Here is a 22951-nt window from a genome sequence, read left to right as displayed (position 1 = left end):
GCAAATGAATTTTTCCCATTTGCTTTAAAAGAAATTCCAGTTTCTTAATTCGTGGGTTAACTTTTTCCATTACTACAGGCTCAATAATAATTAATAGGTAGTGCCAGTATCGCTTAAACCTTTAATAATAGCAATGCCGACACTGGTACCGATTCGAGTCGCACCGGCCCCCATCATGGCTAGTGCGGTTTGCGTATCACGTACACCTCCCGAGGCTTTCACACCAACCTCACCCACAACTTGTTTCATCAATGTCACATCCTCAACAGTTGCACCGCCTTTATTAAACCCGGTCGATGTCTTCACAAACGCCACATTCAACGCTTTACAAATTTCACATGCCTGAACAATTTCTTCTTTCGTCAACAAACACGTCTCCAAAATCACCTTCAACGGAATGCCGTTGCAAGCCTGTAAAACCGCTTGAATATCCGCTTTTACCGCTTGCCATCTTTGCGATTTAATCCAACCAATATTGATCACCATATCAATTTCATCAGCACCTGCCCGAATTGCTTCTTGCGTTTCAAAGGCTTTCACCGAACTGAGATTTGCCCCAAGCGGGAAACCCACCACCGTGCAAATTTTCACATTCGCTCCCTGCAATTTTTCTTTTGCTAAAGGAATATAACCGGAATTAATACACACGGAAAAAAAACCATTTTCGATAGCTTCATCACACAACTTTATAATATCTTGTTCATTTTTTTCCGCACTTAGTGCCGTATGATCAATAAATTTAGCGATTTCTTTTGCTTGCATTTTAACTACCTCTTTGATTGCGTCATTAGAATAACATTAAACACAGTACATATTATATGAAAAAAATTGGGGCTGTCCTAGATAACGACTAAAACCCCCATTTAGGTTAAGATAACCCAATGAAAAAAAGTCGTCTAAGTCAGTACAAACAACATAAACTCATAGAACTGTTTGTGGCAGGTGTAACTGCTCGAACAGCCGCCGAGTTAGTAAATGTAAACAAAAGCACCGCAGCCTATTACTTTCACCGTTTGCGATTGCTCATCTATCAACATAGCCCTCATCTGGAAATGTTTGAGGGCGAAATTGAAGCGGACGAAAGCTATTTCGGCGGAACCCGCAAAGGTAAACGAGGTCGTGGTGCAGCCGGTAAAACTGCTGTATTCGGGCTTTTAAAGCGTGACGGCAAGGTTTATACCGTTGTCATTCCGAACACGCAATCTGCCACACTTTTGCCGATTATTCGGGAAAAGGTGAAACCGGACAGCATTGTTTACACCGATTTTTATCGAAGCTATGATGTGCTTGATGTGAGTGAATTTAATCATTTTCGCATCAACCACAGTACTTACTTCGCCGAAAATCAAAATCACATTAACGGGATAGAGAATTTTTGGAGCCAAGCAAAAACGCCATTTGCGTAAATTTAACGGCATTCCTAAAGCCCATTTTGAGCTGTATTTGAAAGAATGCGAATGGCGTTTTAATTACAGTGACTTAAAATCTCAAGTTTTATTTTTAAAACAATTGGTTAAGGGAATCTTAAGCTAGTTATCTAGAACAGCCCCAAGCGTAAAATACATTTAATAATAAACCGCACTTCGTATCTATCTCAAAGTGCGGTCAATTTTTAGCGTGTTTTAATCAAATTAAAAGGCGTTTTTATAGACTTGTAAAATCAATTCCGCCCTACATTCTCTCGGATTGCCGCTCCGTGTGATGTATTGTAATCCGGTTATCCGAATTAGCCTCGTTCTAACCCATTATTTCAACACTTTCCACGCTCTGTAACCATAAATCGCGATAACTACGAAACAGATTAACGGGAGGATAAATGAGAAGTTAACCGCCGGCATTCCCATTACTTCGCCTTGGTCGATGATGATCCCTTGTAATGGCGGCATTAACGCACCGCCCACAATCGCCATCACCAAACCGGCAGCACCTAATGTGGATTCTTCTTTTAATCCATATAAAGCAATACCGTAAATCGTTGGGAACATTAAGGACATAAAACCGGAGGTTAAAATCAAGCAGTATAAACCCCATACGCCATCAATAAACATCACACCCAAGATGCTGAAGAAACCGCCCAGCGCAAAGAGATACAACATCAATTCCGCTTTTAAATATTTCATGATACTGGTGCTAATAAAGCGGCTGGTAATAAAGATTGCCATAGCGATGATATTATAGTTTTGTGCTTCTGCTTTGGTGAAACCTAATCTTTCTGCATATTGAATAATAAAGGTCCAACACATAATTTGCACACCAACATAAAATACCTGTGCAATCACGCCTTCGCGATATTTACTATTGGCAGACAACCGAGCGAAAGAGTCTTTAAAGGAAATTGCCGCACCTTCTTCCACTTTGGTCTTCGGCATTTTATACAAGCCGATAATCAGCATGACCAACAAGACTACGACACCAACCGCAAGATACGGATTGCGGATAATCTCTAAATCATGCGTCCGCACTACTACTTTTTCCGCTTCGGATAAGGTAGTAAAAATCAAATTACCGGCAGCATCACGTTTATCGGAATCCAAGCTGGTTAAGACCACTTGTGAGGCAACAAACATCCCTGTTATTGATCCAAGCGGGTTAAAAGACTGTGCTAAATTCAAACGACGTGTCGCAGTTTGCGGATCTCCCATGGAAAGAATATAGGGATTCGCTGTCGTTTCCAAAAAGGCTAAACCAAAGGTTAAAATATACAAAGAAAGTAAAAAGTAGGTAAATTCTTCATATAATGCCGCCGGGTAAAACAAAAATGCACCGACCGCATACAAGGAAAGCCCTAATAAAACACCGGCTTTATAGCTATAACGACTAACAAATAACGCCGCCGGAATTGCCATTGTCCCATAACCACCATAGAACGCAAATTGAACTAACGCCGCCTCTGATGCCGGAATTTCCATTACGGTTTGGAAAACCGCCACCATCGGATTAGTAATATCATTCGCAAAACCCCACAATGCGAATAAACTTGTAATTAACACAAAAGGTACAACAAATTTTTTCTCTAGAACTTTAGCAGTCATAAGCTATTCCTTCTTCATTGTTGAAATGATAACCCATTAAAAAATCAATTATTTTTCCTCAACCCAAGATCCATAAGATTTGAATTTTTCCAACACCACGCTCATTTGTTCAGCGGATAAAGTCGGAATCGGTTTTCCGGTGGCGAGTAATTTGAGATACCAATCGGCAATCACCTCAATTTCATGCGCCACGCTCAACGCTTTGTCTAAGGTTTTATCCACCGCAATTAATCCATGGTGCGCAAGTAAAATGGCTTTACTTTGTTTAATCCCGTCGCGGACATAATCCGCTAATTGATGAGTACCGAAAGTGGCATAAGGTATACAAGGCACATGATCCGTACCGGTACAAGCGATCATGTAATGAATCGGCGGGATTGGTTGTCCTAAAATCGAAACTGCCGCACAATTTGCCGCATGGTTATGTACCACCGCGTCAATATCCGCCCGCGCTTCATAACACGCCAAATGAAATTGCCATTCACTGGACGGTAATTTACCGGTTTCATGTTGACCGTTTTTATCCACATAAACGATGGAATCCTCTGTCATTTGCTCATAAGGCGTACCGGTCGGCGTAATTAACATCCCGTCGTTATAACGCACGCTGACATTCCCGGCAGTACCTTGATTTAATCCTAATTTTGTCATTGCCAAACAAGTATCAATAATTTGGCGAGCTAATGCTGATCTGTTCATGTTTAAATTCCTCTTAAAATAATGGCGTTACGCCTTTTTTAATAATAATATTTCCATATTTTGCCGTTTCGCCGCTGATCACAACCGCATAGGCTTGTTTGGCACGTTCATAAAAAGCAAAACGTTCAATTCTTTCTAAATTAGGCAATTTTTCCACCGCACTTTGTATCGCCTCTAAATAACGCTGCTCAACAGAAGGATCCAAACTGTCCCCCTCGACCGCTTGCATCATAATTAATGGCGCGTTGACATAAGCGTCAAATTCAAATAGCGGACTGATACCTTTAAGTAATGTATCCACACCAATTCCATCCGCGCGAATAACACGATGATGCAGTTGATGTGCCGGGAAATGGGCGTCGGATAATACCAATTCGTCACCATGCCCCATTTCGGCTAACACTTTTAATAATTCAGGCGAAATTACCGGATGAATACCTTTTAACATAACGACCTCTTAATCCATTTGTTGTAACCATTGTTGATATGCCGCCAATTGTGCAGAAGGGTAAACCCGTTTTTTCTGCGGCTGCATTGCTTGCTGCGCCTCCTCTACCGAGGCATAAACGCCGACACCGGCAAACGTAAACATAGCAGCGCCTAACACCGTACTTTCCGCCACATCCACAATATCCAACGGAATGCCAAGGACATCGGCTCGAATTTGGTTCCATAGCGCATTTTTCGATCCTCCACCAACACAAATTAAGCTTTCCGCTTTAAAATGACTGACTTGTTGCAATACCGCTAATCCGTTTTTCAGCTGCAATGCCATATATTCCAATGCGGCACGATAAATTTGCCCGCGATTACTGTGCATGGATAATCCACTAATTCGTCCTGCACCGACCGATTTATCCGTCGCGGCAAAACTGCCCTGTAAGCGAACGCCATTCGCACCCGGTGCTGCCGAATTGCCTTCTTCAATCATGGTGGAATAATAACGATCTGTACCGACAACATCGGCAAAATAAAGTTTGCCAATCCACTCCATTACACCGGAACCAACCCATTGCACTGCCGGATTAAAACGATGATGTTGTGCATCAAACTCTGTAGTCAGCCCTTGCGGCACAAACTCCACGTGCGGTTCGGCACGTTCAGTACGCGCCATCAAAATTTCCCACGTACCGGAGCTTAATACCGGTTGATTTAACCTCGCACCGGAACCAAAAACCGCAAATTGCGTATCATGACCGCAAGAAATTACCGGTACTTCATTTAATCCAAATTGGGAGGCAAGTGCGGTGGATAATTTGCCGATTTTTTCACCGGCGCTGACCATTTTAGGAAATTGCGCTTTCGTTAACCCGAGGACGGTTAACACCTCATCATTCCAATCGTTATCTGCCAAATTGGTCATCATGGAGGTTCCCGCCATAGTACGATCCGTTGTAAATTCACCGGTTAAACGTTGGCTTAATATCGAAGAAATAAACACCCATTTATCCATCTCTTGGTAAATTTCCGGTTTATTTTCTTTTAACCACAACAATTTAAATAACGTATTAAAACTGTACTGACCAATTCCGTTACGTTGGTAAAGCTGCTCCACATTCAGGTAGTGAGATAAATTTTTCATTAACGGTAAGGTACGCGGACATTTCCAAGAAATGATGGGGTAAAGTTGTTTTCCGTTTCGATCAAAAGGTGCACCGTCAACCCCAAAGGTCGTCACTGCAATCCCAACAATATCGGCTAAATCCTGTTGTTGCGCTTGCAGTTGTTGTAATGTATGGATTGCACAATCCACCAACTTTTGCCAGATTTCCTCAATATCCCAAATGTGATAATCGGCATTTTCGCTATCCGGTTGCGTATTATTGGCAAGGTGATATGAAGCGAGAATTTTGCCTTTTTCATTCATGGCAATTGTGCGTAAATTGGTCGCGCCACAGTCAAAAATCAATGCAATTGACATAAAAACTCCCCTAAAGTGCGGTAAAAATCACCGCACTTTTGACATAATAAGTTTCAATTGAAAAAGGAGATTATTTGTAAAGCGGTCCGAAATTCACGCAAGCGCGATAATCTTGACCTTCTTTATCTTGACCAAATCCGTTCCATGCACTTGGACGGAAGACATCTTTATCCACGACATTGTGCATACAAACCGGAATACGTAGCATGGACGCTAAAGTAATTAAATCCGCTCCAACGTGTCCATAAGTTGCAACACAGTGATTAGCGCCCCAGTTTGCCATCACGGAATACACGTCGGTAAAGGCGCCGGTACCCGTTAAACGCGGTACAAACCAAGTACAAGGCCAAGTTTCATTGGTACGTTTCATCAAAGTCTCATGTACCGCTTCCGGTAATTCGATAGACCAACCTTCGGCAATTTGTAACACCGGTCCAAGCCCTTTAATGATATTTAAACGGTGCATGGTAAATGGCATTCCGCCTTTAGTGGTATATTGAGAAGATAAGCCGCCCCCACGGAAATATTCATGTACCGCCGGACACCAACGAGTATTTTCCAAGCAACGTTTACCGTCTTCTTCCGTCACTTCCCACACCGGTTTGATCACCGGATTTCCTTCGTTATCCGTATGTTGACCGGTACCGTCCAATGCGGCAGAACCGGAATTAATTAAATGAATAAATCCACTTTCAGGACGCCAACCTGTTACGCGCTCCACCGAATCTTCGCTCCAATAGGTACGCACGTCGGCAAAAATTTGTGCTTGTCCGGTTAATTGATAACCGAGCAACATACAAACCCCATTTAAAGAATCGTTTTCTGTAGCTAAAATATGTGGCGGACGTACTCCATTCCAGTCGTAAGTAGAGTTTAAAATCGCTTCCATAAAGTCACCGTTCGGAAGGTGATCAGTCCATTGACGTTGCCCTTGGAAACCGGCAGCAATGGCATTGTGGCCCAGCGCTTCTTCACCATAACCTAATTCAGCTAATTTCGGATTGCCCACCATCAAGTCGCGCGCAATAATCGTCATTTTGACCACATTTTCCCAAAGTTCCGCTCGCTCTTCCGGTGTGCGTTGATATTCCGGTAAATTCACATCAATCCCTTCTTTGCAATATTGGTTGACCCAAGACAACGCCAACTCGACTTCTTGCGGATCATAGATTTTACGATCCAACCGACGTTTAATTTCGGTCATATCCACATATTCATTGCGCATTCCCAAATATTCTTGGAAAAACGCTTGATTAACGATAGAACCCGCAATCCCCATAGAGACGGAACCGATAGATAAATAGGATTTACCGCGAATAGAGGCAACCGCAAGACCGGCACGCGCAAAACGCAGAAGTTTTTCTTTAACATCCGCCGGAATACTTTGATCATCGGCTTCTTGCACTTCAGTTCCATAAATCGAAAATGCGGGTAATCCCATTTGCGAATGCCCCGCCAATGCCGCCGCCAAATAAACAGCTCCCGGACGTTCTGTACCGTTAAAGCCCCAAATCGCTTTCGGCATATGCGGATCCATATCAATAGTTTCCGAACCATAACACCAGCAAGGTGTCACCGTGATGGTTAAGCCCACATTGCTTAATTTAAATTTTTCCGCACAAGCCGCCGCCTCCGCAACGCCGCCAATACAAGTATCCGCAATCACGCACTCCACAAAAGATCCGTCAATATGTCTAACGTGCGTTTGCAATAATTCGGCGACAGATTTCGCCATATTCATGGTTTGTAATTCTAAAGATTCACGTACCCCCATTCGACGACCATCGATTGTCGGACGAATACCAATTTTGACCGCTGTTGATTTAAATTGACTCATGATGTATTCCTCTTTTGATTAGATAAATAACTTCGTTTGTATGAAGATATTGTTCATCAAAAAGAAAAATCACTCTAATTTTTTTGAAATTCGATCGTTTTTCGTGACAAACTTCACAAAAAATGACTATTTTGACTGTTTTTAAATGACCGAATACCATGAAACGGTAAAAAATCGGTCAATTCATCAACAAATTAAGGCATTATTGGGTAGAAATTAATACATCGTTTCGCTGACAATAATGTTGTAATTTTTCATTATCAGCCTGATCGGTGAATAAAATATCAATTTGTGATAATTCCGTTAAGCAGATCAAATTTTTGCGATGAAATTTTGATTGATCCAATAAGAGAAAATTTTTATCGGCAGCTTCCACCATTTTTCGTTTTATAGAAGCATTTAGCTCGTTTGATTCCCAAAGCATACCGTTTTCATCAAATCCTGCACAGGAAAAAACAAAAAAATCAATGTGTAATCGCTGTAGCAACTGTTCGGATAAAGGACCGTAAAAAGCATCGTATTTTCCCGAATAAACGCCACCGGTCGCAATCGTGGTAATGTTGCTTTTGTTAACCAAAGCCGAAATGTTGTGCATAGAATTAGTGATCACGGTACAAGGAATATCCGGAATTAACTGTGCAAAATGCCAACTGCTTGAACTGGCATCCAAACCAATTACCGCCCCATCAAAAACATACTCCACTGCCCGCTCGGCAATGGAACGTTTCGCCTCATAATTGGTTCGCTGTCTCACTTGAAAAGAACTGCCAATATCTTTCGCTTTTTGACTAACCGCCCCACCATGTACGCGATGTACCAAGCCTTTTTTCGCCAATGCGGTCAAATCACGTCGCACAGTTTCCACAGAAACTTCAAAATGTTGCGCCAGTGTATTCACATTCACCTTCCCTGTAGCATTGATCATTTGCATAATCAAGTCTTCTCTCGTACGCATAATTCCTCCCCCCAAAAAAACGGTCAAAACGGTCATTTCAAAAATATTATAGGTATTTTGTTCCATAAAGCAAAAATTCTTTAATTTTTCACCGCACTTTTAGCACATCCGGCAAAAATCTATTACAATACCCGCAACCATACTCAAACAAGAGGACAAGTATATGATTATCGTAACGGGCGGCGCGGGAATGATTGGCGCGAATATCGTGAAAGCATTAAACGATATGGGACGTAAAGATATTTTAGTGGTGGATAACCTGAAAGATGGCACTAAATTTGTGAATTTAGTGGATTTAGATATTGCGGATTATTGCGACAAAGAAGATTTTTTGGCATCCATTATTGCCGGTGATAATTTAGGCGATATCGACGTGATTTTCCATGAGGGTGCTTGTTCGGCGACCACGGAATGGGACGGTAAATATTTAATGCACAACAACTACGAATACTCCAAAGAGTTGTTACATTATTGTTTAGAACGCGAAATTCCTTTCTTCTATGCCTCCAGTGCGGCGACCTATGGCGATAAAACGGAATTCGTGGAAGAACGTCAATTTGAAGGTCCGTTAAATGCTTACGGTTACTCAAAATTCTTATTTGACCAATATGTGCGCGAGATCTTACCGAAAGCCAATTCGCCTATTTGCGGTTTTAAATATTTCAATGTTTATGGCCCGCGTGAACAGCACAAAGGTTCAATGGCAAGTGTTGCTTTCCATTTGAATACTCAAATTAACAAAGGAGAAAACCCGAAATTATTTGCCGGTAGTGAGCATTTCTTGCGTGATTTTATTTATGTGGATGACGTGGCAGCGGTAAACATTTGGGCATGGCAAAATAGCGTATCGGGCATTTTCAATTTAGGTACCGGCAAAGCGCAAAGTTTTAAAGAAGTGGCGGATGCGGTAGTGAAATTCCATGGTAAAGGGCAAATTGAAACCATTCCATTCCCGGAACATTTAAAATCCCGTTACCAAAAATATACCCAAGCGAATTTAGGCAAACTTCGTACAGCTGGTTGCGATTATCAATTTAAAGATGTGGCAACGGGCGTGGCGGAATATATGGCGTGGCTTAATCGTAAATAAGTCATAAATTCTGTGCGGTTAAATAGCTTGTTGAAAACATTGAATTTTTTTACCGCACTTGGTTACTCTATCCGAAAAATAAGATGAATATACTAATTATTGGTCCCTCTTGGGTCGGCGATATGATGATGTCGCACAGCTTGTACCAAACCCTAAAACAACAGCATCCGGATTGCAATATCGACGTGTTAGCGCCGGATTGGTGCAAACCGCTGCTGGCACGAATGCCGGAAGTGCGACAAGCGATCACTATGCCAATCGGGCATGGCGCTTTTGCTTTAGGCGAACGTTATCGCATTGGAAAATCCTTGCGTAATCAATATGATATGGCAATCATCTTACCAAACTCATTAAAATCGGCATTTATTCCATACTTCGCCAACATCCCGCTTCGACGGGGTTGGAAAGGGGAAAATCGGTATATTTTGCTCAATGATTTACGCCACAATAAAAAAGCCTATCCTATGATGGTGCAGCGTTATGTCGCGCTGGGTTATGCACAAAACGTCTTGCCCGCGGCGGCAGATTTGCCGATTCCGACACCTTATTTGACGGTTGAAAAGACACAACAGGACACCACGTTAAAAATCTTCGAAAAACAGACCGCACTTGCGCAACATCGCCCTGCGATCGGCTTTTGTCCCGGCGCGGAATTCGGACCGGCAAAACGTTGGCCACATTATCATTACGCGGCATTAGCGGAACAATTGATCACACAAGGATATTCCATTCGCCTATTCGGTTCCGCTAAAGATCACTCCGTGGGCGAACAAATTCGTCTCGCGTTGCCGGCGGATTTACAACGTTATTGCAGCAATTTAGCCGGTCAAACCAGCCTTAATCAAGCGGTGGATTTAATCAGCGACTGTGCGGCGATTGTTAGCAATGACAGCGGGTTAATGCATATCGCCGCTGCCTTAAAACGCCCGCTGGTGGCGCTCTACGGACCGACCAGCCCGCAATATACACCGCCATTATCCGACAATGCAGTCATTATCCGCTTAATCGACGGTGGCTTGATTAAAATCCGCAAAGGCGACGACAGTGCCGAAGGGTATCATCAAAGTTTAATTGATATTACGCCGCAAATGGTGTGGGAAAAATTACAAGGGTTACTTGATTAAATGCGAATTTGCTTGGTTAAAACGTCCTCCATGGGTGATGTCATTCATACCTTGCCGGCGTTGACCGACGCGCAACGCGCCATTCCTGATTTGCAGGTAGATTGGGTGGTGGAGGAAAATTTTGCGGAAATTCCGCGTTGGCACAGTGCAGTGAAACAAGTCATTCCCGTTGCTATCCGACGTTGGCGCAAAAATTTATGCCAAGTCACGACCAGAAATCAATGGAAAAACTACCGCACTTTATTGCAACAAACCGAATATGACGCCGTCATTGACGCCCAAGGCTTGCTCAAAAGTGCTTGTTTGGTGACCTATTTTGCCCGCGGTAAAAAATTCGGTTACGACCGTCAATGCGTACGTGAACCCCTCGCCTCTTTGTTTTATGATCACAAATTTTATATTGATTATCAGCAACATGCAGTAGAGCGCATTCGTCAATTAGTTGCCCAAAGCCTAGCTTATCCTCTTCCCGTCGCGCAAGGCGATTACCAAATAGCTTCGAATTTTGTCACGCCAACCGGCGAGGTTCCTTATGTGCTGTTTATTCATGCCACCACGCGCGCGGAAAAACATTGGACGGAGCGAGAATGGAAAAAATTAGCGCAAAAAATGACCGCGCTTGGTTATCAAATTCGTCTGCCTTGGGGCAATGTAGCGGAAAAACAACGTGCTGAACGCATTGCCGAGGGAATAGAAAGTGCGGTGGTTTTGTCGCGACTTTCGCTCACGCAACTTGCCGCGCAAATTGCCAATAGTGTGGCAGTAATTTCTGTGGATACCGGATTGGCGCACCTAAGCGCCGCCTTGGATAAAAAAATATTACCCTTTATGGCGCTACCGATCCGAAACTTATCGGTACCTATGGCAAAAATCAAATCTATATCCAAGAGAAACGGATGGATTTAATTCGGGCTGAACGTGTGTTGGCATATTTCGCCTAAAAAAATCTTCTCGCTTGTGTTATTTCATATCGTAGTAGTCATTTTTTTTTTTTTTTTTAGTTTTTTATCTCAATTAAGCTTGCGCAACTTCATCTTGATCATGCACCGAGGCTTTCAGACGTGCGAAATAATCTTTGGTTTCGCTCACAATCACATGGCGCAAGCCGATTAACGCAATTAAATTCGGAAATGCCATCAATCCGTTAACAATATCTGCTAAAATCCAAATTAACTCCAATTGAATAAAGGCACCGCATCCTACCAACACAATAAAAATCAGGCGATAAATTTTAATGCCTTTGATGCCGGCTAAATAAACGAAACAACGTTCCCCGTAATAGCACCAGCCTAAAATGGTGGTAAAGGCGAAAAACAGCAACCCAACCGTCACGATCGTGGCACCAATATTGCTGCCTAAGCCTTGTGAAAAGGCAAGATTGGTCATAGCCGCCCCCGCCACGCCGGATTGCCAAGCACCGGTTAACACCAACACAATACCGGTCATGGAACAAACAATAATGGTATCTAAAAAGGTGCCGGTCATGGAAATTAGCCCTTGGCGCACCGGTTCTTTGGTTTGCGCCGCTGCCGCCGCAATGGGGGCGCTACCCAAACCGGATTCATTGGAGAAAATCCCCCGAGCGACACCCGATTGAATCGCTTTCATCACCGTAATTCCCAAGGCGCCGCCTAACGCCGCTTGCGGATCAAAGGCACTATGAATAATCAACGACAACGCCGCCGGTACTTGTTGCCAATTAATGATGATAATCACCACGGAAATCGCCACATAAAAGATCGCCATAAAAGGCACGATAATGGAGGAAACCACCGCAATGCGCTTGACGCCACCCAAAATAATCAACGCCACCAACACGGTCATTATCGTCGCGCTCCAAACCACCGGCACGCTAAAGGTATCGTGCATTGCATGTGTAATGGCTTGAATTTGCGGAAAGGTACCAATTCCGAAAAACGCCACCAACACGCCAAACACCGCAAATAATTTTGCTAACCAACGAATACCCAACCCATTTTCAATATAATACATTGGACCGCCAGCCATAAAACCTTGCTTATCTCGTACGCGATATTTCACTGCCAATAAACATTCGGCGTATTTGGTTGCCATACCCAACAATGCCACCAGCCACATCCAAAAAATTGCCCCCGGTCCGCCGGCTTGAACCGCGGTTGCCACACCAACGATATTACCGGTACCAATGGTCGCCGCCAAAGCGGTACAAAGAGCGGCAAAGGCAGAAACATCCCCTTTTTTTGCCTCCTTCTCTTTTTTAAACAAATATCCTAATGCACGCGGTAAATGAATAATTTGCAAAAAACCTAAACGCAAAGTCAAATAAACTCCCGTACCGGATAATAAGATCAGTAACGGCGTACCCCAAATAAACGTATTGATTGATGATAAGATCGTTTCTAACGACATAAGAATTCCTCGTAAAAAATCAGTTTACTATTTACAAGGAGGCGAAAAGAATTACGGAATAAAATAAAAAAGGATAGCATCCAAAGCTACATTCACGACTATCTCTTGCCCCTGTCCTTTTGCCTGAGCGTTTGAAAAACAGCGAAAAATCACCGCTCTTTTGCGCCTTCGGCGTCCGATTATGGTTATTCATATCGGCTCTCTCCAAGGGTTCGTCCAGTAACAGTCCTCGCAAAATTATTTGCACCTGAAAGATTTTACCTCGTCGGTGTAGAGTCAATTCTCTACTCTCCAGCTACCTTCACCCGAACATTCCGGTCGAAAACTATTTTTCGACCGAAGTGAGCTAATTCTAACAAGAGAAAAACAATAACTCAAGATGAAAGTGGCTGCGACAAAGGAAGCTAAGCATCATGGATGATACGAAAATTTTTTGTTACTTGTTCTCTCTTTGCCACTTTATTGCAATATAACTGCAGGTTGGGATCAATTTCAGCTGATGTCCCCGTACAAACGTGACCAATGATCGATATAATTTATCCGCCACCCCTTGACCGCGTAGTGCCTCGGAAACAAAAGTATGCGTTGCATTAATGGTTTGCGCATCAACAAAAAAATAGCTCAATTCGGCAATTTTACGCTGCCGCTCATCCACAATAAAAAATTCACCTTGAGTGGCATCATATTGATGTTGAATATCCATTAATGTCGGCTCCAATCTTCGCTAAAATGTTCATCCATCACGAAATCCGCGCTATCGCAAGGAATCGCTTTTTCCTCATTTGCCCATTCGCCCAAATCAATCAATTGGCAACGTTTGCTGCAAAAAGGACGATAGGGACTTTTTTCCGACCATGTCACCGCTTTTTTACAAGTCGGACAGGGTACCTCAAATACATCATCAGTCATGATTATTTCCACTCAATTGTAAATAAGATTGATGCAATTCTAGCACTTTTTGCTTTAATTGAGGCAAAGATTTGAGCAAATCGCCCTCGTTATTAATCACATCATCCGCATAACGCAAACGCACCTCTCGGCTCACCTGTGATGCCATAATTTGGCGGATTAACTCCGCCCGATTGCTATCCCGTTGCGTTACTCGCACAATTTGCGTCGCCGGTTCCACATCCACCACCAACACGCGCCGGCAAAGTGCGGTCAATTTATTTTCAATTAACAAAGGCACCACCCACAACACATAGGGAGAATCCTGCTCTTGTAATTGGCGCAGCATTTCCTCGCGAATGGCGGGGTGCAACAATGCGTTGAGCCATTGTTTTTCTGCTGCATAGTGAAACACGCGCTCGCGCAATGCCGCACGATTTAACTCCCCGTTTTCCAATAAAATTTCCGCACCAAAATAAGCTGCTATTTTTGCCAACAGCGGCGACCCTTTTGCCACCACCTCGCGTGCCACCACATCCGCGTCGATCACCGGCACGCCAAGTTCAGCAAACAACTCCGCCACTGTGCTTTTACCGCTGCCGATACCGCCGGTTAACCCCACAATATATGTCATCACAACCTTTATTTACGTTCTTGTTGATGCACAAATTTTGGCACAGTTACGCCAAGCTGTACAGATTAAGCAATAAAATTCCCCCGCCGGAAAGGCTTAAAAATGGACCGAACGCCACCCATTCAACGCGCATACCACGATAGTTTAAATAGCCCACATAAATTAACGCGCTCAAACAAGCGCCGAGAACCAACCAAGGCAATTGTTCCACCGGCGTAACGCCGCCCAAGCCCAGCATTAACCAATAATCGCCACGCCCCAAAGCTTCACGCCGATAAACCCATTTTGCTACATAATACAACGCATAAAACATCAAAAATCCAAGTGCCGCCCCTTGCAAACTCGCAATTAAATCCACAGGAATTGCGACAAAATACGCACGGAAAACCGCACAAACAAATAATAACTGACATAATGTCGGCGAAATTAATTGGTAATAGCCATCAATAATTGCCACACAAAATAACAGCGCCACATAGCCGCCCAACCATAATCCGGTAAAAGGATCAAAAAGTGATGCCAGCAACACCAACAGGACGCTGAAGCCGAACATATAATAAAAAAAATGACCGCACTTTAAGGGCGTCAATGCGCAATATCCCGCTGCAAAGTGCGGTGAATTTTGCGGAAAAATTTCACAAAAATTCCGCAAAACCTGCTCACTTAAGCGTGCGGAAAACCCGCTCAAATAACGATACGCCGCATAACCGATCGCATTGCCATACAACCAACAAATCACCATCATCATTGAATTAACGACCCCATATTAAAAATCGGTAAATACATGCCCAACATAACAGCACCGATAAGCCCGCCGATAATCAACATCAGCAACGGTTCCAATAATTGCGCCAACAAATCCACTTGATGATCCAGTTGTTGTTGATAAGTATCGGCAATATGGCGCAACATTAAGGCAACTTTGCCGCTATTTTCGCCGATTTTTAACATTTGTTGCGCCGGCATTGGAAACCAAACCGAACTCACCGATGCCGACAACGGATAACCTTGATTTACTCCATTTAGCGTTTCCTTGATCCATTCCGTCAACAAAATATCGCCGCTTAATGCCGGCGAGGCTTGCCAACTTTTTTGCTGCGGCAAAAAGGATTGCAGCCCTTGCGTCAATGCAATGCCCGCGTTCAACATCAAAGACAAACTGTGGCAAAAACGAATCAGCCGAGAAAATTGTACTACCCGACAAATCACCGGCAGGCGCATCATCAATTTGGCTTTTTGTCGCTGCCATGATGGAGAATGCGAAAATTGGTAACGCAATAAGGCGCTCAATAACCCAAGCAGTAGCGTTAATTGCCAAAAGTAATCTTGCAACCCGGCGGAGATATGCAGTAAAATAGCGGTAAATGTCGGCAAACCGGCTTGATTTTCCGCATACATTTCAGCAAATTGCGGCACAATAAACATCAGCAACAACACAGTCAAGATGAAAGAAATCGCCAGCACCACCATGGGATACAGCAGAATTTTTTGGATTTTGCGCTGCAACGCCAAGGTTTGCATTTTATGCTGCGCCAGCTGTTCACAAACCAAAGGTAATTTCCCCGTCATCTCCCCCACCAAAATCAATTGGCGTTCTTGATAATTTAAATACCGCCCTTGGCGTTCTAAGGCTTGTGAAAAGGATAAACCGCTTTCCAGATCAGAAATCAACTGCCCCAACCATTGATATAACGCCGGTTGTGCACAGTTTTGCCATAAAATCTGTAGGCTGTCTTTTAAGGGAACCGCCGAGTTTAGTAACACGGAAAGTTGCGTAAATAAATCAACAAGTTGTGCCTTTTTCGGTTTGCTGGTCAATTGCCAATGTTGTTGTAATTTCACGTTCGCCAAGCCACGCTGAAACAAGCGATATTGCGCCTCGGTTTTATCCCGCGCCACAATCATCCCTTGTTGTTTTTGCTGTAATTTATTTTTCCCTGACCAAGCAAATAATTTTAAGTTAGCCATACGTTTTTCCCAACACGCGATCCACCTCCGCCCAATCCGTTAGCCCCTGCTGCACTTTTTCCGCCGCGCTTTGGCGTAAATCCGCGAAATCCGTCTGATAACCATGCGTCTCAAGCGCCGGTTGCAAGAATTGATAAATTCCGATCCGCCCTTGGTACCCCTGAAAACAATCGCACAAATCGGCGGAAAAATTACCGCACTTTTGGCATTTCTTGCGAACTAAACGTTGAGCAATCACCAATAATAAACTGTGTTCAATTTCATGGGATTGAATGCCCAATTGCTGTAAGCGCGAAAGGGCGGAGGGCGCGTCATTGGTATGCAGCGTGGACAACACCAAATGTCCGGTTTGCGCCGCACGCAACGCTATCGCCGCACTGTCTTCATCACGAATTTCGCCGAGCATAATAATATCCGGGTCTTGGCGCAAAAAGGTGCGTAACAGGCGACTGAAATCCAAGCCAATAGCTAAATTGACTTGCGTTTGCATAATCCCATCCAATGCAATTTCAATCGGATCCTCGGCGGTTAAAATATGTTTATCGCGGCTATTGAGAAGCTGAAGTGCGGTATAAAGGGAAATACTTTTCCCGCTGCCGGTAGGACCGGTCACCAAAATCAAACCTTGCGGTTGACTTAATGCATTCGCAAAGCATTGTTGTTGCCATGCGTTCATGCCAAGTTCCGCAAAACTGAAATGCACCGGTTTATTTTGCTGCAAGCGCAACACCGCTTTTTCGCCAAAATGGGTAGGCAAGGTGGATAAACGAAAATCCAAACGATCTGAAAAAGCAGTTTTAAACTGAAAACGTCCGTCTTGCGGCAGGCGCCTTTCGCTAATATCCAATTTTGCCAACAACTTCAAACGGGAAATTAAGCGTGCTGCCAGATTTAGGGCAAGTTTCGGTTGCGGCTGCAGCACGCCATCAATGCGAAAACGAACTTGTAAATGATGGGCTTGCGGTTCCAAATGAATATCGGACGCTTGCCGTTTCACCGCTTGTTCAAAAAGATGTGACAACAGACGGATAACCGGTTCATCACTGCCGGTTTCCGTTTCTATCTCCGGCGCGTCAGGCGCATGATAACTTACCTGCGGCGTTTCCTCTACGCTAAACTGCGACGGCGAAAGCTGTTGTAGTAAGGCTTTCAGATCGGCGTTTGGCAATAATACCGGCTCGACCATTTTTCCGCTAAGGAAGGCAAAGGTTTCGCAAGCCGCGAGATTATTCAAACTGTCCACACCCAACCACAGAGTTTGTGCATCTTGGCGCAAAGGCAGGGCAAAATAACGCAATAACAAGGTATGTTGCCGTTGATTTTGCTGCCATAAGTGCGGTGCAATTTGGAAACGTTCTCCGTTTTCCGCCACCACCATTGGCACATTTTCAACCGAAATGATATTCAGTTCCGTCATATTTGCCTCTAATTGGTACAATAGCCGGCGGGAAAGAGTTCATCATTAGAAAAGCAATTCACGCTCCAAACAACACCATCTAACGCATCACCCGAGGAGGTTAGCGAATAGCTGATATTTTCCAGCGTACCTTTACCTTCTACCGTAATCACACCGGCTTGCACATTGACGGATTTAATATATTTACCGCGCTCGCCGCTATTTTGTTGAATACCGTTGGAACCCGCGCTGCAATTTTTATTATCGCCATGGTTATAAATACAAAGCTCCACTTCCGAACGATAAGGCGCGGAAGCTTGCAATAATTCGGACATTGCCGCTTTTTTGGTATAATTTTGATACGACGGAATGGCGATAGTGGCTAAAATAGCAACAATGGCGATCACGATCATCAATTCCACCAAGGTAAATCCTTTATACTGCCCCGGATAAGCTAATAACCTATGAGTTGATATTTTCGAGTTAACGAAAGTGCGGTGTAAATTTTTCATCTTTTTTCCTTTTCTTGTTAAATAATCAATGCCAAAATGACAACTTTTAGTGTGCAAAGAAAAGTGGACAAATGCTAAAATATCGTGCGATTTTTTCGATACCGATCGCAAAAATAAATTTTATGCCACAAAAAACAATCCCAAATGAAAAACGAAATAAAAATTGAAAACGGATGGCTCCTTGACGAGCGAAAAATCCTATCACCGCACTATGATTTAAGACCGTCCGGCACGGAGATTTCCTTGCTGGTGATCCACTACATCAGCCTACCGCCGGAGCAATTTGGCGGCAGTTATATTGACGATTTTTTTCAAGGCAAACTCGATCCCAGTGCACACCCGTATTTTCAAGAAATTTACCAAATCCGCGTGTCCGCTCATTGTTTAATTGATCGCCAAGGGCAAATTACACAATATGTCAGTTTTAATGATCGCGCCTGGCACGCCGGGCTATCTTGTTTCCAAGGGCGAGAAAAATGTAACGATTTTTCTATTGGCATCGAATTGGAGGGCAGCAATGAGCAACCCTTTACGTCCGCGCAATATGCCGCATTAATTCGCTTAAGCCAAAGCCTAATGCAAGCTTATCCGCATATCCGCAAGGATCGCATTGTCGGGCATTGCGATATTTCGCCGAGTAGAAAAATCGATCCAGGTCAATATTTTGATTGGCAAGGCTATTTGAGCTCGTTGTAAAATAAACGCTGAAAATCATAAGAATAGGGTGATTTTGGTGAACTTTTCCCCCAAAGGGCGGTCTAATTTCTGTACGAAATGAAAAGATTAATTGTCAAAATCTATTGATCTTATTTTTAATTATGCTATAACTGATGTAAATTTTACTCTTACTAAGAAGGAAAATGATGAACAAAGAACAGACTATGATGTTGGTTCCTCAAGGCAGCTTAGAGGGTTATATCCGAGCCGCAAATGAATATCCAATGCTAAGCGCAGAAGAAGAAAAGGAATTGGCAGAGCGTTTGTACTATCAAGAAGATTTGGAGGCGGCAAAACAGCTTATTCTGTCTCATCTTCGCTTTGTCATTCATGTAGCGCGCGGATATTCCGGTTATGGTTTGTCGCAAGCGGACTTAATTCAAGAGGGGAATATCGGTTTAATGAAAGCGGTTAAACGTTTCAATCCGGAAGTGGGCGTGCGTTTAGTTTCTTTCGCGGTACATTGGATCAAAGCGGAAATTCACGAATACGTATTGCGTAACTGGCGTATTGTGAAAGTTGCAACCACCAAAGCACAACGTAAATTATTCTTCAATTTGCGTAAAACCAAACAGCGTTTAGGCTGGTTTAATGAAAATGAAGTGGATATGGTGGCGCAGGAATTGGGCGTTTCCAAAGAAGACGTGATTGAAATGGAAAGCCGCATGACAGGCTCCGACGTCGGTTTTGATTTGCCAAATGATGAGCACGACGAAGAAAGCTACGTGCCGGCACGTTATTTGGAAGACAAAAGCTCAAATTTTGCCGCTGAATTGGAAAACGAAAATTACGAAAGCCAAGCGGCTGATCAACTTAGCGTTGCGTTGGATGCCTTAGATGAGCGCAGCCAAGATATTATCAAAGCCCGCTGGTTGGATGATAATAAAGCCACATTGCAAGATTTAGCGGCAAAATACAATATTTCCGCTGAACGTGTGCGCCAACTGGAAACCAACGCGCTGAAAAAATTAAAAAGTGCGGTGAATTTTTAATAAGTTTTTCATCAATTCAACGATTTTACGAAAAGGTGATCATCTTTGATCGCCTTTTTTATTTTCAGGAATTTTTTATAGCGTGATAAAAGCATTCTGTAACAATTGCGCTTTCTTGTACATTGTCCCTCTCGTTATTAAACCCGAACCGCGCGCAAAAATTTTTCCAAAAGCACAAAATTTATGCTTTTTTTGTGGGGAGATATTCGCTATACTAATTTCCCTCATATTTGCGTGGGTTTCCCGCTAATATCTAAATATTCAACAATTAACAATCTCCAGAACATATTAATCAAGGAACTTGAGATGAAGATAATTTTCAAATGCAAGTACAATGCTACCTTTGGGATAACCAAAGCTGTGTCAGAAATTTCAACAAATAAAAACCTGTTTGCTCAGCATAAATGCAATCCGAGTCTTCCTTCCCCCCCCCAGTCGGTTATTAAATGTTCGGTTCTAGCCCATTTCCTTTTTTCTCCGTCAAAACTCACTGCGCTTTTAAACGCTGTTTTTTCTTTCAACCAGTTCAATGTCCGCCCTATTGCCCAAGGGATTATTATTGCAGGGTTATTTAGTATCCCTATTGTTACTAATGCTGCCTACGTTGAAACTAAAGGGAATAAATTATCTTTAGATGGTTGGTACACTAATGACACTCCGGATAATTCAGTCCATTTGATAACTGAAGCAGATAAAAATAACCAATGGATAAAAAAAGAAATGTAAATTTAAAAAATATGAAGGAAACAGTAATAGTAGGACAAGGCTCACAAGTCGGTGGTGCTGGAGCAATCGTTGTAGGACAAAATGCAAAAGCTAGAGAAGGGCAAGCCACTGCAGTAGGACATAATTCTCAAGCCAATGGTCAGGCTGTCGCTTTGGGAGCGGATACTTACGCCTATGGTGTTTCTTCAATTGCGATAGGGAATGACGATATTACCATAAAATATAAAGACAGATTATCGAAAGGAACTATTCAAGCCATCTACAAAAAACTTTATGATAAGTCTGCTAACGGTGGCAACAGTATGGTTGAAGAAAGCTTTTTTAATGGTAAATATTTAAACGCAAACGGAGGATCAAACAAAGACGATAACCGAAAATTCTCCCCAACTGCTTCTATGGGGATAGGCTCCATTTCCATTGGGTCAAGAGCTGTCGCTTATGGTGATGGTTCAACGGCGCTAGGGACGTTGTCGTTTGCATTATCGGATGGTTCAACCACACTTGGGCTTCGTTCTTATGTTCACACAAACGCAACCTCTGCCATGGCGTTAGGCAATGAATCAAGGGTATATGCCAAAAACTCACTTGCAATAGGAACACGAAATGAGGCAACGAACGAAGGGGCAATGTCTTATGGGTACAATGCAAAAGCAGTCGGGGGAAGCTCAATTGCTATCGGTTACAATGTAGGGGCAAATGCTAGTATAAAAGATGTTAATAAACTCACAACTAGATTAAAAGCAAATAATAATGGCTCACTAACCGAAATAGCCAATCTTAGTAATAAAATTACCGAAGCTACAAAAAAGATAAAAACAGAAGGAACATCTCAAGGTCTTCAATTTGAAGAAGAAAATGACGTAATTCTTTCGCTTGAGGAAGATTCGAATGGACAACAAAACAATATTGACATCAAAAAAATCAAAAAAAAAGGTGATGGCGGTATTGTTATCGGACGAGAGTCTTTTTCCAATGGCGATAATTCCATTTCGGTCGGATTAGGATCAGGGGTATTTTCAAATAATTCAATAGGAATCGGCTCATTAACGTATATTGATGTAAACGCAGAAAACTCTATTTCTATCGGTATAGGAGCCACCACTCGCCAACAAAACTCATTAGCCTTGGGGTTGTATGCTTTCTCCAATGCGAAAAACAGTATGGCAATCGGTTTGAACTCCATTGCGAACATTGAAAACTCCATAGCGTTGGGGAATCGCTCAATGACTGATTATACAAAAAGCGATTTAGAACAAAAGCCATATGTGCCAAAAGGAGCATTCTTGTTACCAACCTCTTCTCAAATTGGCTATATATCAGTAGGTGCTAAAGGGCAAGAAAGAAGAATCGTCAATGTTGCACCGGGGTCGCAACCAAATGATGTCGTCACAGTATCACAACTACAAGCAGCCACCGAACTACTTAGCTTTAATAAAAATACAGGCAAACAAGAGAATAAAATACCGTATGTTTCAATACATGCAGATAATAATGAATTTACTAGCGTAATCGAAGAAGAAAGAGATTGGAAATATTATGTCGAATTAAAAACGATGGATTCCATCTTAAAAAATAGAAAACAAAATAATAATGAAGAGTTTAATCAAGAAACATTAAACGAATTAAACACAGAAATAACCACAATAGAGAAAAAATATAAAAATTTCAAAGACAAAGCTAGTGCATTTAATGCGCTAGGCTTAAATGGTGGCAAAGGAAACAACCAAGATAAATACAAAGAAAACGAGAAAAAAATCGAAGAAGCTAAAAAGAGCGCTTTAGCAGTGAAAATCATCACCGAAGACGTTAGAAAGAAAATGGAAGCTTCAAACTATTCAAGCAACCGAGCGACAGGTGAAAATGCAATTGCGATTGGTATCAATGCTAGTGCAACAGAAAATAATTCAATCGCTGTGGGATTTGGTTCAGAGGCAAAAGCCGAGGGCGCTGTGGCGATTGGTGATAGTGCAGTTGTAGAAGAAAACGCCGGCGATTCCGTCGCGTTAGGCAAAAACTCAAAAGCAGAGGCGAAAAAGACCGCACTTTTTAGCGCCACTATTCCGGCTGGAAAC

At 42.9% G+C, this 22951-nt stretch carries 21 protein-coding genes, 2 pseudogenes and 1 riboswitch; of the genes and pseudogenes, 8 read left to right on the top strand and 15 right to left on the bottom strand.

Translation table 11 applies throughout. The annotated features are described in order from the left end of the window. Positions 1–90: 90 nt before the first annotated feature. Positions 91–762 carry a deoxyribose-phosphate aldolase gene (gene deoC / locus CFY87_RS10295; protein ID WP_094947470.1) on the bottom strand — a complete coding sequence of 224 codons (672 nt, stop codon included), beginning with the start codon at positions 760–762 and terminating at the stop codon, positions 91–93. A 119-nt stretch (positions 763–881) separates the two neighbouring features. Here deoC and CFY87_RS10290 point away from each other — a divergent pair. Further along, positions 882–1533, top strand: a pseudogene (locus tag CFY87_RS10290) (IS1595 family transposase). A gap of 212 nt (positions 1534–1745) precedes the next feature. Here CFY87_RS10290 and fucP read toward each other — a convergent pair. From fucP to CFY87_RS10260, 6 genes are all read right to left on the bottom strand, one after another. Continuing rightward, complete coding sequence (fucP, locus tag CFY87_RS10285; RefSeq protein WP_094947468.1) at positions 1746–3032, bottom strand: L-fucose:H+ symporter permease; 1287 nt, start codon at positions 3030–3032, stop codon at positions 1746–1748. Between the two features lie 48 nt (positions 3033–3080). Beyond that, complete coding sequence (locus tag CFY87_RS10280; RefSeq protein WP_094947465.1) at positions 3081–3731, bottom strand: L-fuculose-phosphate aldolase; 651 nt, start codon at positions 3729–3731, stop codon at positions 3081–3083. Positions 3732–3744: 13 nt separating this feature from the next. Beyond that, entirely contained in the window at positions 3745–4179 is a 435-nt protein-coding gene (fucU, locus tag CFY87_RS10275) for an L-fucose mutarotase (RefSeq protein WP_094947462.1), read from the bottom strand. 9 nt (positions 4180–4188) lie between these two features. Further along, on the bottom strand, positions 4189–5652 hold the full coding sequence (gene fucK / locus CFY87_RS10270; RefSeq protein WP_094947459.1) for an L-fuculokinase: 1464 nt from the start codon (positions 5650–5652) through the stop codon (positions 4189–4191). Positions 5653–5722: 70 nt separating this feature from the next. Continuing rightward, complete coding sequence (gene fucI, locus CFY87_RS10265) at positions 5723–7489, bottom strand: L-fucose isomerase (protein WP_094947456.1); 1767 nt, start codon at positions 7487–7489, stop codon at positions 5723–5725. Between the two features lie 202 nt (positions 7490–7691). After that, positions 7692–8444: a DeoR/GlpR family DNA-binding transcription regulator gene (locus CFY87_RS10260; RefSeq protein ID WP_094947568.1), complete on the bottom strand. Its 753-nt coding sequence runs from the start codon at positions 8442–8444 to the stop codon at positions 7692–7694. 163 nt (positions 8445–8607) lie between these two features. On the opposite strand from CFY87_RS10260, the gene rfaD reads away from it, so the two are divergent. The 3 genes and pseudogenes from rfaD (at position 8608) to rfaC (ending at position 11599) form a co-directional block, all read left to right on the top strand. Then, positions 8608–9534 carry an ADP-glyceromanno-heptose 6-epimerase gene (gene rfaD, locus CFY87_RS10255; RefSeq protein WP_094947453.1) on the top strand — a complete coding sequence of 309 codons (927 nt, stop codon included), beginning with the start codon at positions 8608–8610 and terminating at the stop codon, positions 9532–9534. A gap of 83 nt (positions 9535–9617) precedes the next feature. Continuing rightward, complete coding sequence (gene waaF, locus CFY87_RS10250; RefSeq protein WP_094947450.1) at positions 9618–10658, top strand: lipopolysaccharide heptosyltransferase II; 1041 nt, start codon at positions 9618–9620, stop codon at positions 10656–10658. Beyond that, a pseudogene (rfaC, locus tag CFY87_RS10245) lies at positions 10659–11599 on the top strand (lipopolysaccharide heptosyltransferase RfaC). A 73-nt stretch (positions 11600–11672) separates the two neighbouring features. On the opposite strand, the gene CFY87_RS10240 reads toward rfaC, so the two are convergent. From CFY87_RS10240 to ppdD, 8 genes are all read right to left on the bottom strand, one after another. Then, positions 11673–13046, bottom strand: a complete 1374-nt coding sequence (locus CFY87_RS10240) for an alanine/glycine:cation symporter family protein (protein ID WP_094947447.1) — start codon at positions 13044–13046, stop codon at positions 11673–11675. A gap of 101 nt (positions 13047–13147) precedes the next feature. Then, positions 13148–13264, bottom strand: a riboswitch (glycine riboswitch). Positions 13265–13482: 218 nt separating this feature from the next. Then, complete coding sequence (locus CFY87_RS10235) at positions 13483–13749, bottom strand: GNAT family N-acetyltransferase (RefSeq protein WP_094947444.1); 267 nt, start codon at positions 13747–13749, stop codon at positions 13483–13485. Then, on the bottom strand, positions 13749–13955 hold the full coding sequence (gene yacG, locus CFY87_RS10230) for a DNA gyrase inhibitor YacG (protein WP_094947441.1): 207 nt from the start codon (positions 13953–13955) through the stop codon (positions 13749–13751). Before yacG ends, CFY87_RS10235 begins: the two co-directional genes overlap by 1 nt. Next, positions 13948–14568, bottom strand: a complete 621-nt coding sequence (gene coaE, locus CFY87_RS10225; RefSeq protein WP_094947438.1) for a dephospho-CoA kinase — start codon at positions 14566–14568, stop codon at positions 13948–13950. The genes yacG and coaE overlap by 8 nt, the downstream gene beginning before the upstream one ends. A gap of 46 nt (positions 14569–14614) precedes the next feature. Then, positions 14615–15316, bottom strand: a complete 702-nt coding sequence (locus CFY87_RS10220; protein ID WP_094947435.1) for a prepilin peptidase — start codon at positions 15314–15316, stop codon at positions 14615–14617. After that, positions 15313–16536: a type II secretion system F family protein gene (locus CFY87_RS10215; protein ID WP_094947432.1), complete on the bottom strand. Its 1224-nt coding sequence runs from the start codon at positions 16534–16536 to the stop codon at positions 15313–15315. Before CFY87_RS10215 ends, CFY87_RS10220 begins: the two co-directional genes overlap by 4 nt. Next, positions 16529–17953, bottom strand: coding sequence for a GspE/PulE family protein (locus tag CFY87_RS10210; protein ID WP_094947427.1), 1425 nt, complete (start codon positions 17951–17953; stop codon positions 16529–16531). Before CFY87_RS10210 ends, CFY87_RS10215 begins: the two co-directional genes overlap by 8 nt. Before the next feature lie 8 nt (positions 17954–17961). After that, entirely contained in the window at positions 17962–18444 is a 483-nt protein-coding gene (gene ppdD / locus CFY87_RS10205; RefSeq protein ID WP_094947422.1) for a prepilin peptidase-dependent pilin, read from the bottom strand. 144 nt (positions 18445–18588) lie between these two features. Between ppdD and ampD the strand changes: the two genes are divergently transcribed. From ampD to CFY87_RS10185, 4 genes are all read left to right on the top strand, one after another. Then, the gene (gene ampD, locus CFY87_RS10200) at positions 18589–19140 is read left to right on the top strand and encodes a 1,6-anhydro-N-acetylmuramyl-L-alanine amidase AmpD (protein WP_094947419.1); all 552 of its coding nucleotides are present in this window, start codon (positions 18589–18591) and stop codon (positions 19138–19140) included. A gap of 167 nt (positions 19141–19307) precedes the next feature. Beyond that, on the top strand, positions 19308–20153 hold the full coding sequence (rpoH, locus tag CFY87_RS10195) for an RNA polymerase sigma factor RpoH (RefSeq protein WP_094947416.1): 846 nt from the start codon (positions 19308–19310) through the stop codon (positions 20151–20153). 306 nt (positions 20154–20459) lie between these two features. Then, on the top strand, positions 20460–20879 hold the full coding sequence (locus tag CFY87_RS10190; protein ID WP_094947413.1) for a hypothetical protein: 420 nt from the start codon (positions 20460–20462) through the stop codon (positions 20877–20879). Further along, positions 20858–22951 (top strand): hypothetical protein (locus CFY87_RS10185; RefSeq protein ID WP_236757418.1); only part of this gene is annotated, 2094 nt, incomplete at its 3' end. The genes CFY87_RS10190 and CFY87_RS10185, both read left to right, overlap by 22 nt.

Origin of the sequence: Actinobacillus seminis (assembly GCF_002263215.1) — a bacterium.
GTDB classification, from domain to species: Bacteria; Pseudomonadota; Gammaproteobacteria; order Enterobacterales; family Pasteurellaceae; genus Actinobacillus_B; species Actinobacillus_B seminis.
This window is presented reverse-complemented; position numbering and strand designations above follow the sequence as displayed.

What these genes read in the sequence shown, in the direction of transcription:
- deoC (WP_094947470.1), bottom strand. Translation starts at nt 762, where the DNA reads ATGCAAGCAAAAGAAATCGCTAAATTTATTGATCATACGGCACTAAGT.
- fucP (WP_094947468.1), bottom strand. Translation starts at nt 3,032, where the DNA reads ATGACTGCTAAAGTTCTAGAGAAAAAATTTGTTGTACCTTTTGTGTTA.
- CFY87_RS10280 (WP_094947465.1), bottom strand. Translation starts at nt 3,731, where the DNA reads ATGAACAGATCAGCATTAGCTCGCCAAATTATTGATACTTGTTTGGCA.
- fucU (WP_094947462.1), bottom strand. Translation starts at nt 4,179, where the DNA reads ATGTTAAAAGGTATTCATCCGGTAATTTCGCCTGAATTATTAAAAGTG.
- fucK (WP_094947459.1), bottom strand. Translation starts at nt 5,652, where the DNA reads ATGTCAATTGCATTGATTTTTGACTGTGGCGCGACCAATTTACGCACA.
- fucI (WP_094947456.1), bottom strand. Translation starts at nt 7,489, where the DNA reads ATGAGTCAATTTAAATCAACAGCGGTCAAAATTGGTATTCGTCCGACA.
- CFY87_RS10260 (WP_094947568.1), bottom strand. Translation starts at nt 8,444, where the DNA reads ATGCGTACGAGAGAAGACTTGATTATGCAAATGATCAATGCTACAGGG.
- rfaD (WP_094947453.1), top strand. Translation starts at nt 8,608, where the DNA reads ATGATTATCGTAACGGGCGGCGCGGGAATGATTGGCGCGAATATCGTG.
- waaF (WP_094947450.1), top strand. Translation starts at nt 9,618, where the DNA reads ATGAATATACTAATTATTGGTCCCTCTTGGGTCGGCGATATGATGATG.
- CFY87_RS10240 (WP_094947447.1), bottom strand. Translation starts at nt 13,046, where the DNA reads ATGTCGTTAGAAACGATCTTATCATCAATCAATACGTTTATTTGGGGT.
- CFY87_RS10235 (WP_094947444.1), bottom strand. Translation starts at nt 13,749, where the DNA reads ATGGATATTCAACATCAATATGATGCCACTCAAGGTGAATTTTTTATT.
- yacG (WP_094947441.1), bottom strand. Translation starts at nt 13,955, where the DNA reads ATGACTGATGATGTATTTGAGGTACCCTGTCCGACTTGTAAAAAAGCG.
- coaE (WP_094947438.1), bottom strand. Translation starts at nt 14,568, where the DNA reads ATGACATATATTGTGGGGTTAACCGGCGGTATCGGCAGCGGTAAAAGC.
- CFY87_RS10220 (WP_094947435.1), bottom strand. Translation starts at nt 15,316, where the DNA reads ATGATGATGGTGATTTGTTGGTTGTATGGCAATGCGATCGGTTATGCG.
- CFY87_RS10215 (WP_094947432.1), bottom strand. Translation starts at nt 16,536, where the DNA reads ATGGCTAACTTAAAATTATTTGCTTGGTCAGGGAAAAATAAATTACAG.
- CFY87_RS10210 (WP_094947427.1), bottom strand. Translation starts at nt 17,953, where the DNA reads ATGACGGAACTGAATATCATTTCGGTTGAAAATGTGCCAATGGTGGTG.
- ppdD (WP_094947422.1), bottom strand. Translation starts at nt 18,444, where the DNA reads ATGAAAAATTTACACCGCACTTTCGTTAACTCGAAAATATCAACTCAT.
- ampD (WP_094947419.1), top strand. Translation starts at nt 18,589, where the DNA reads ATGAAAAACGAAATAAAAATTGAAAACGGATGGCTCCTTGACGAGCGA.
- rpoH (WP_094947416.1), top strand. Translation starts at nt 19,308, where the DNA reads ATGAACAAAGAACAGACTATGATGTTGGTTCCTCAAGGCAGCTTAGAG.
- CFY87_RS10190 (WP_094947413.1), top strand. Translation starts at nt 20,460, where the DNA reads ATGAAGATAATTTTCAAATGCAAGTACAATGCTACCTTTGGGATAACC.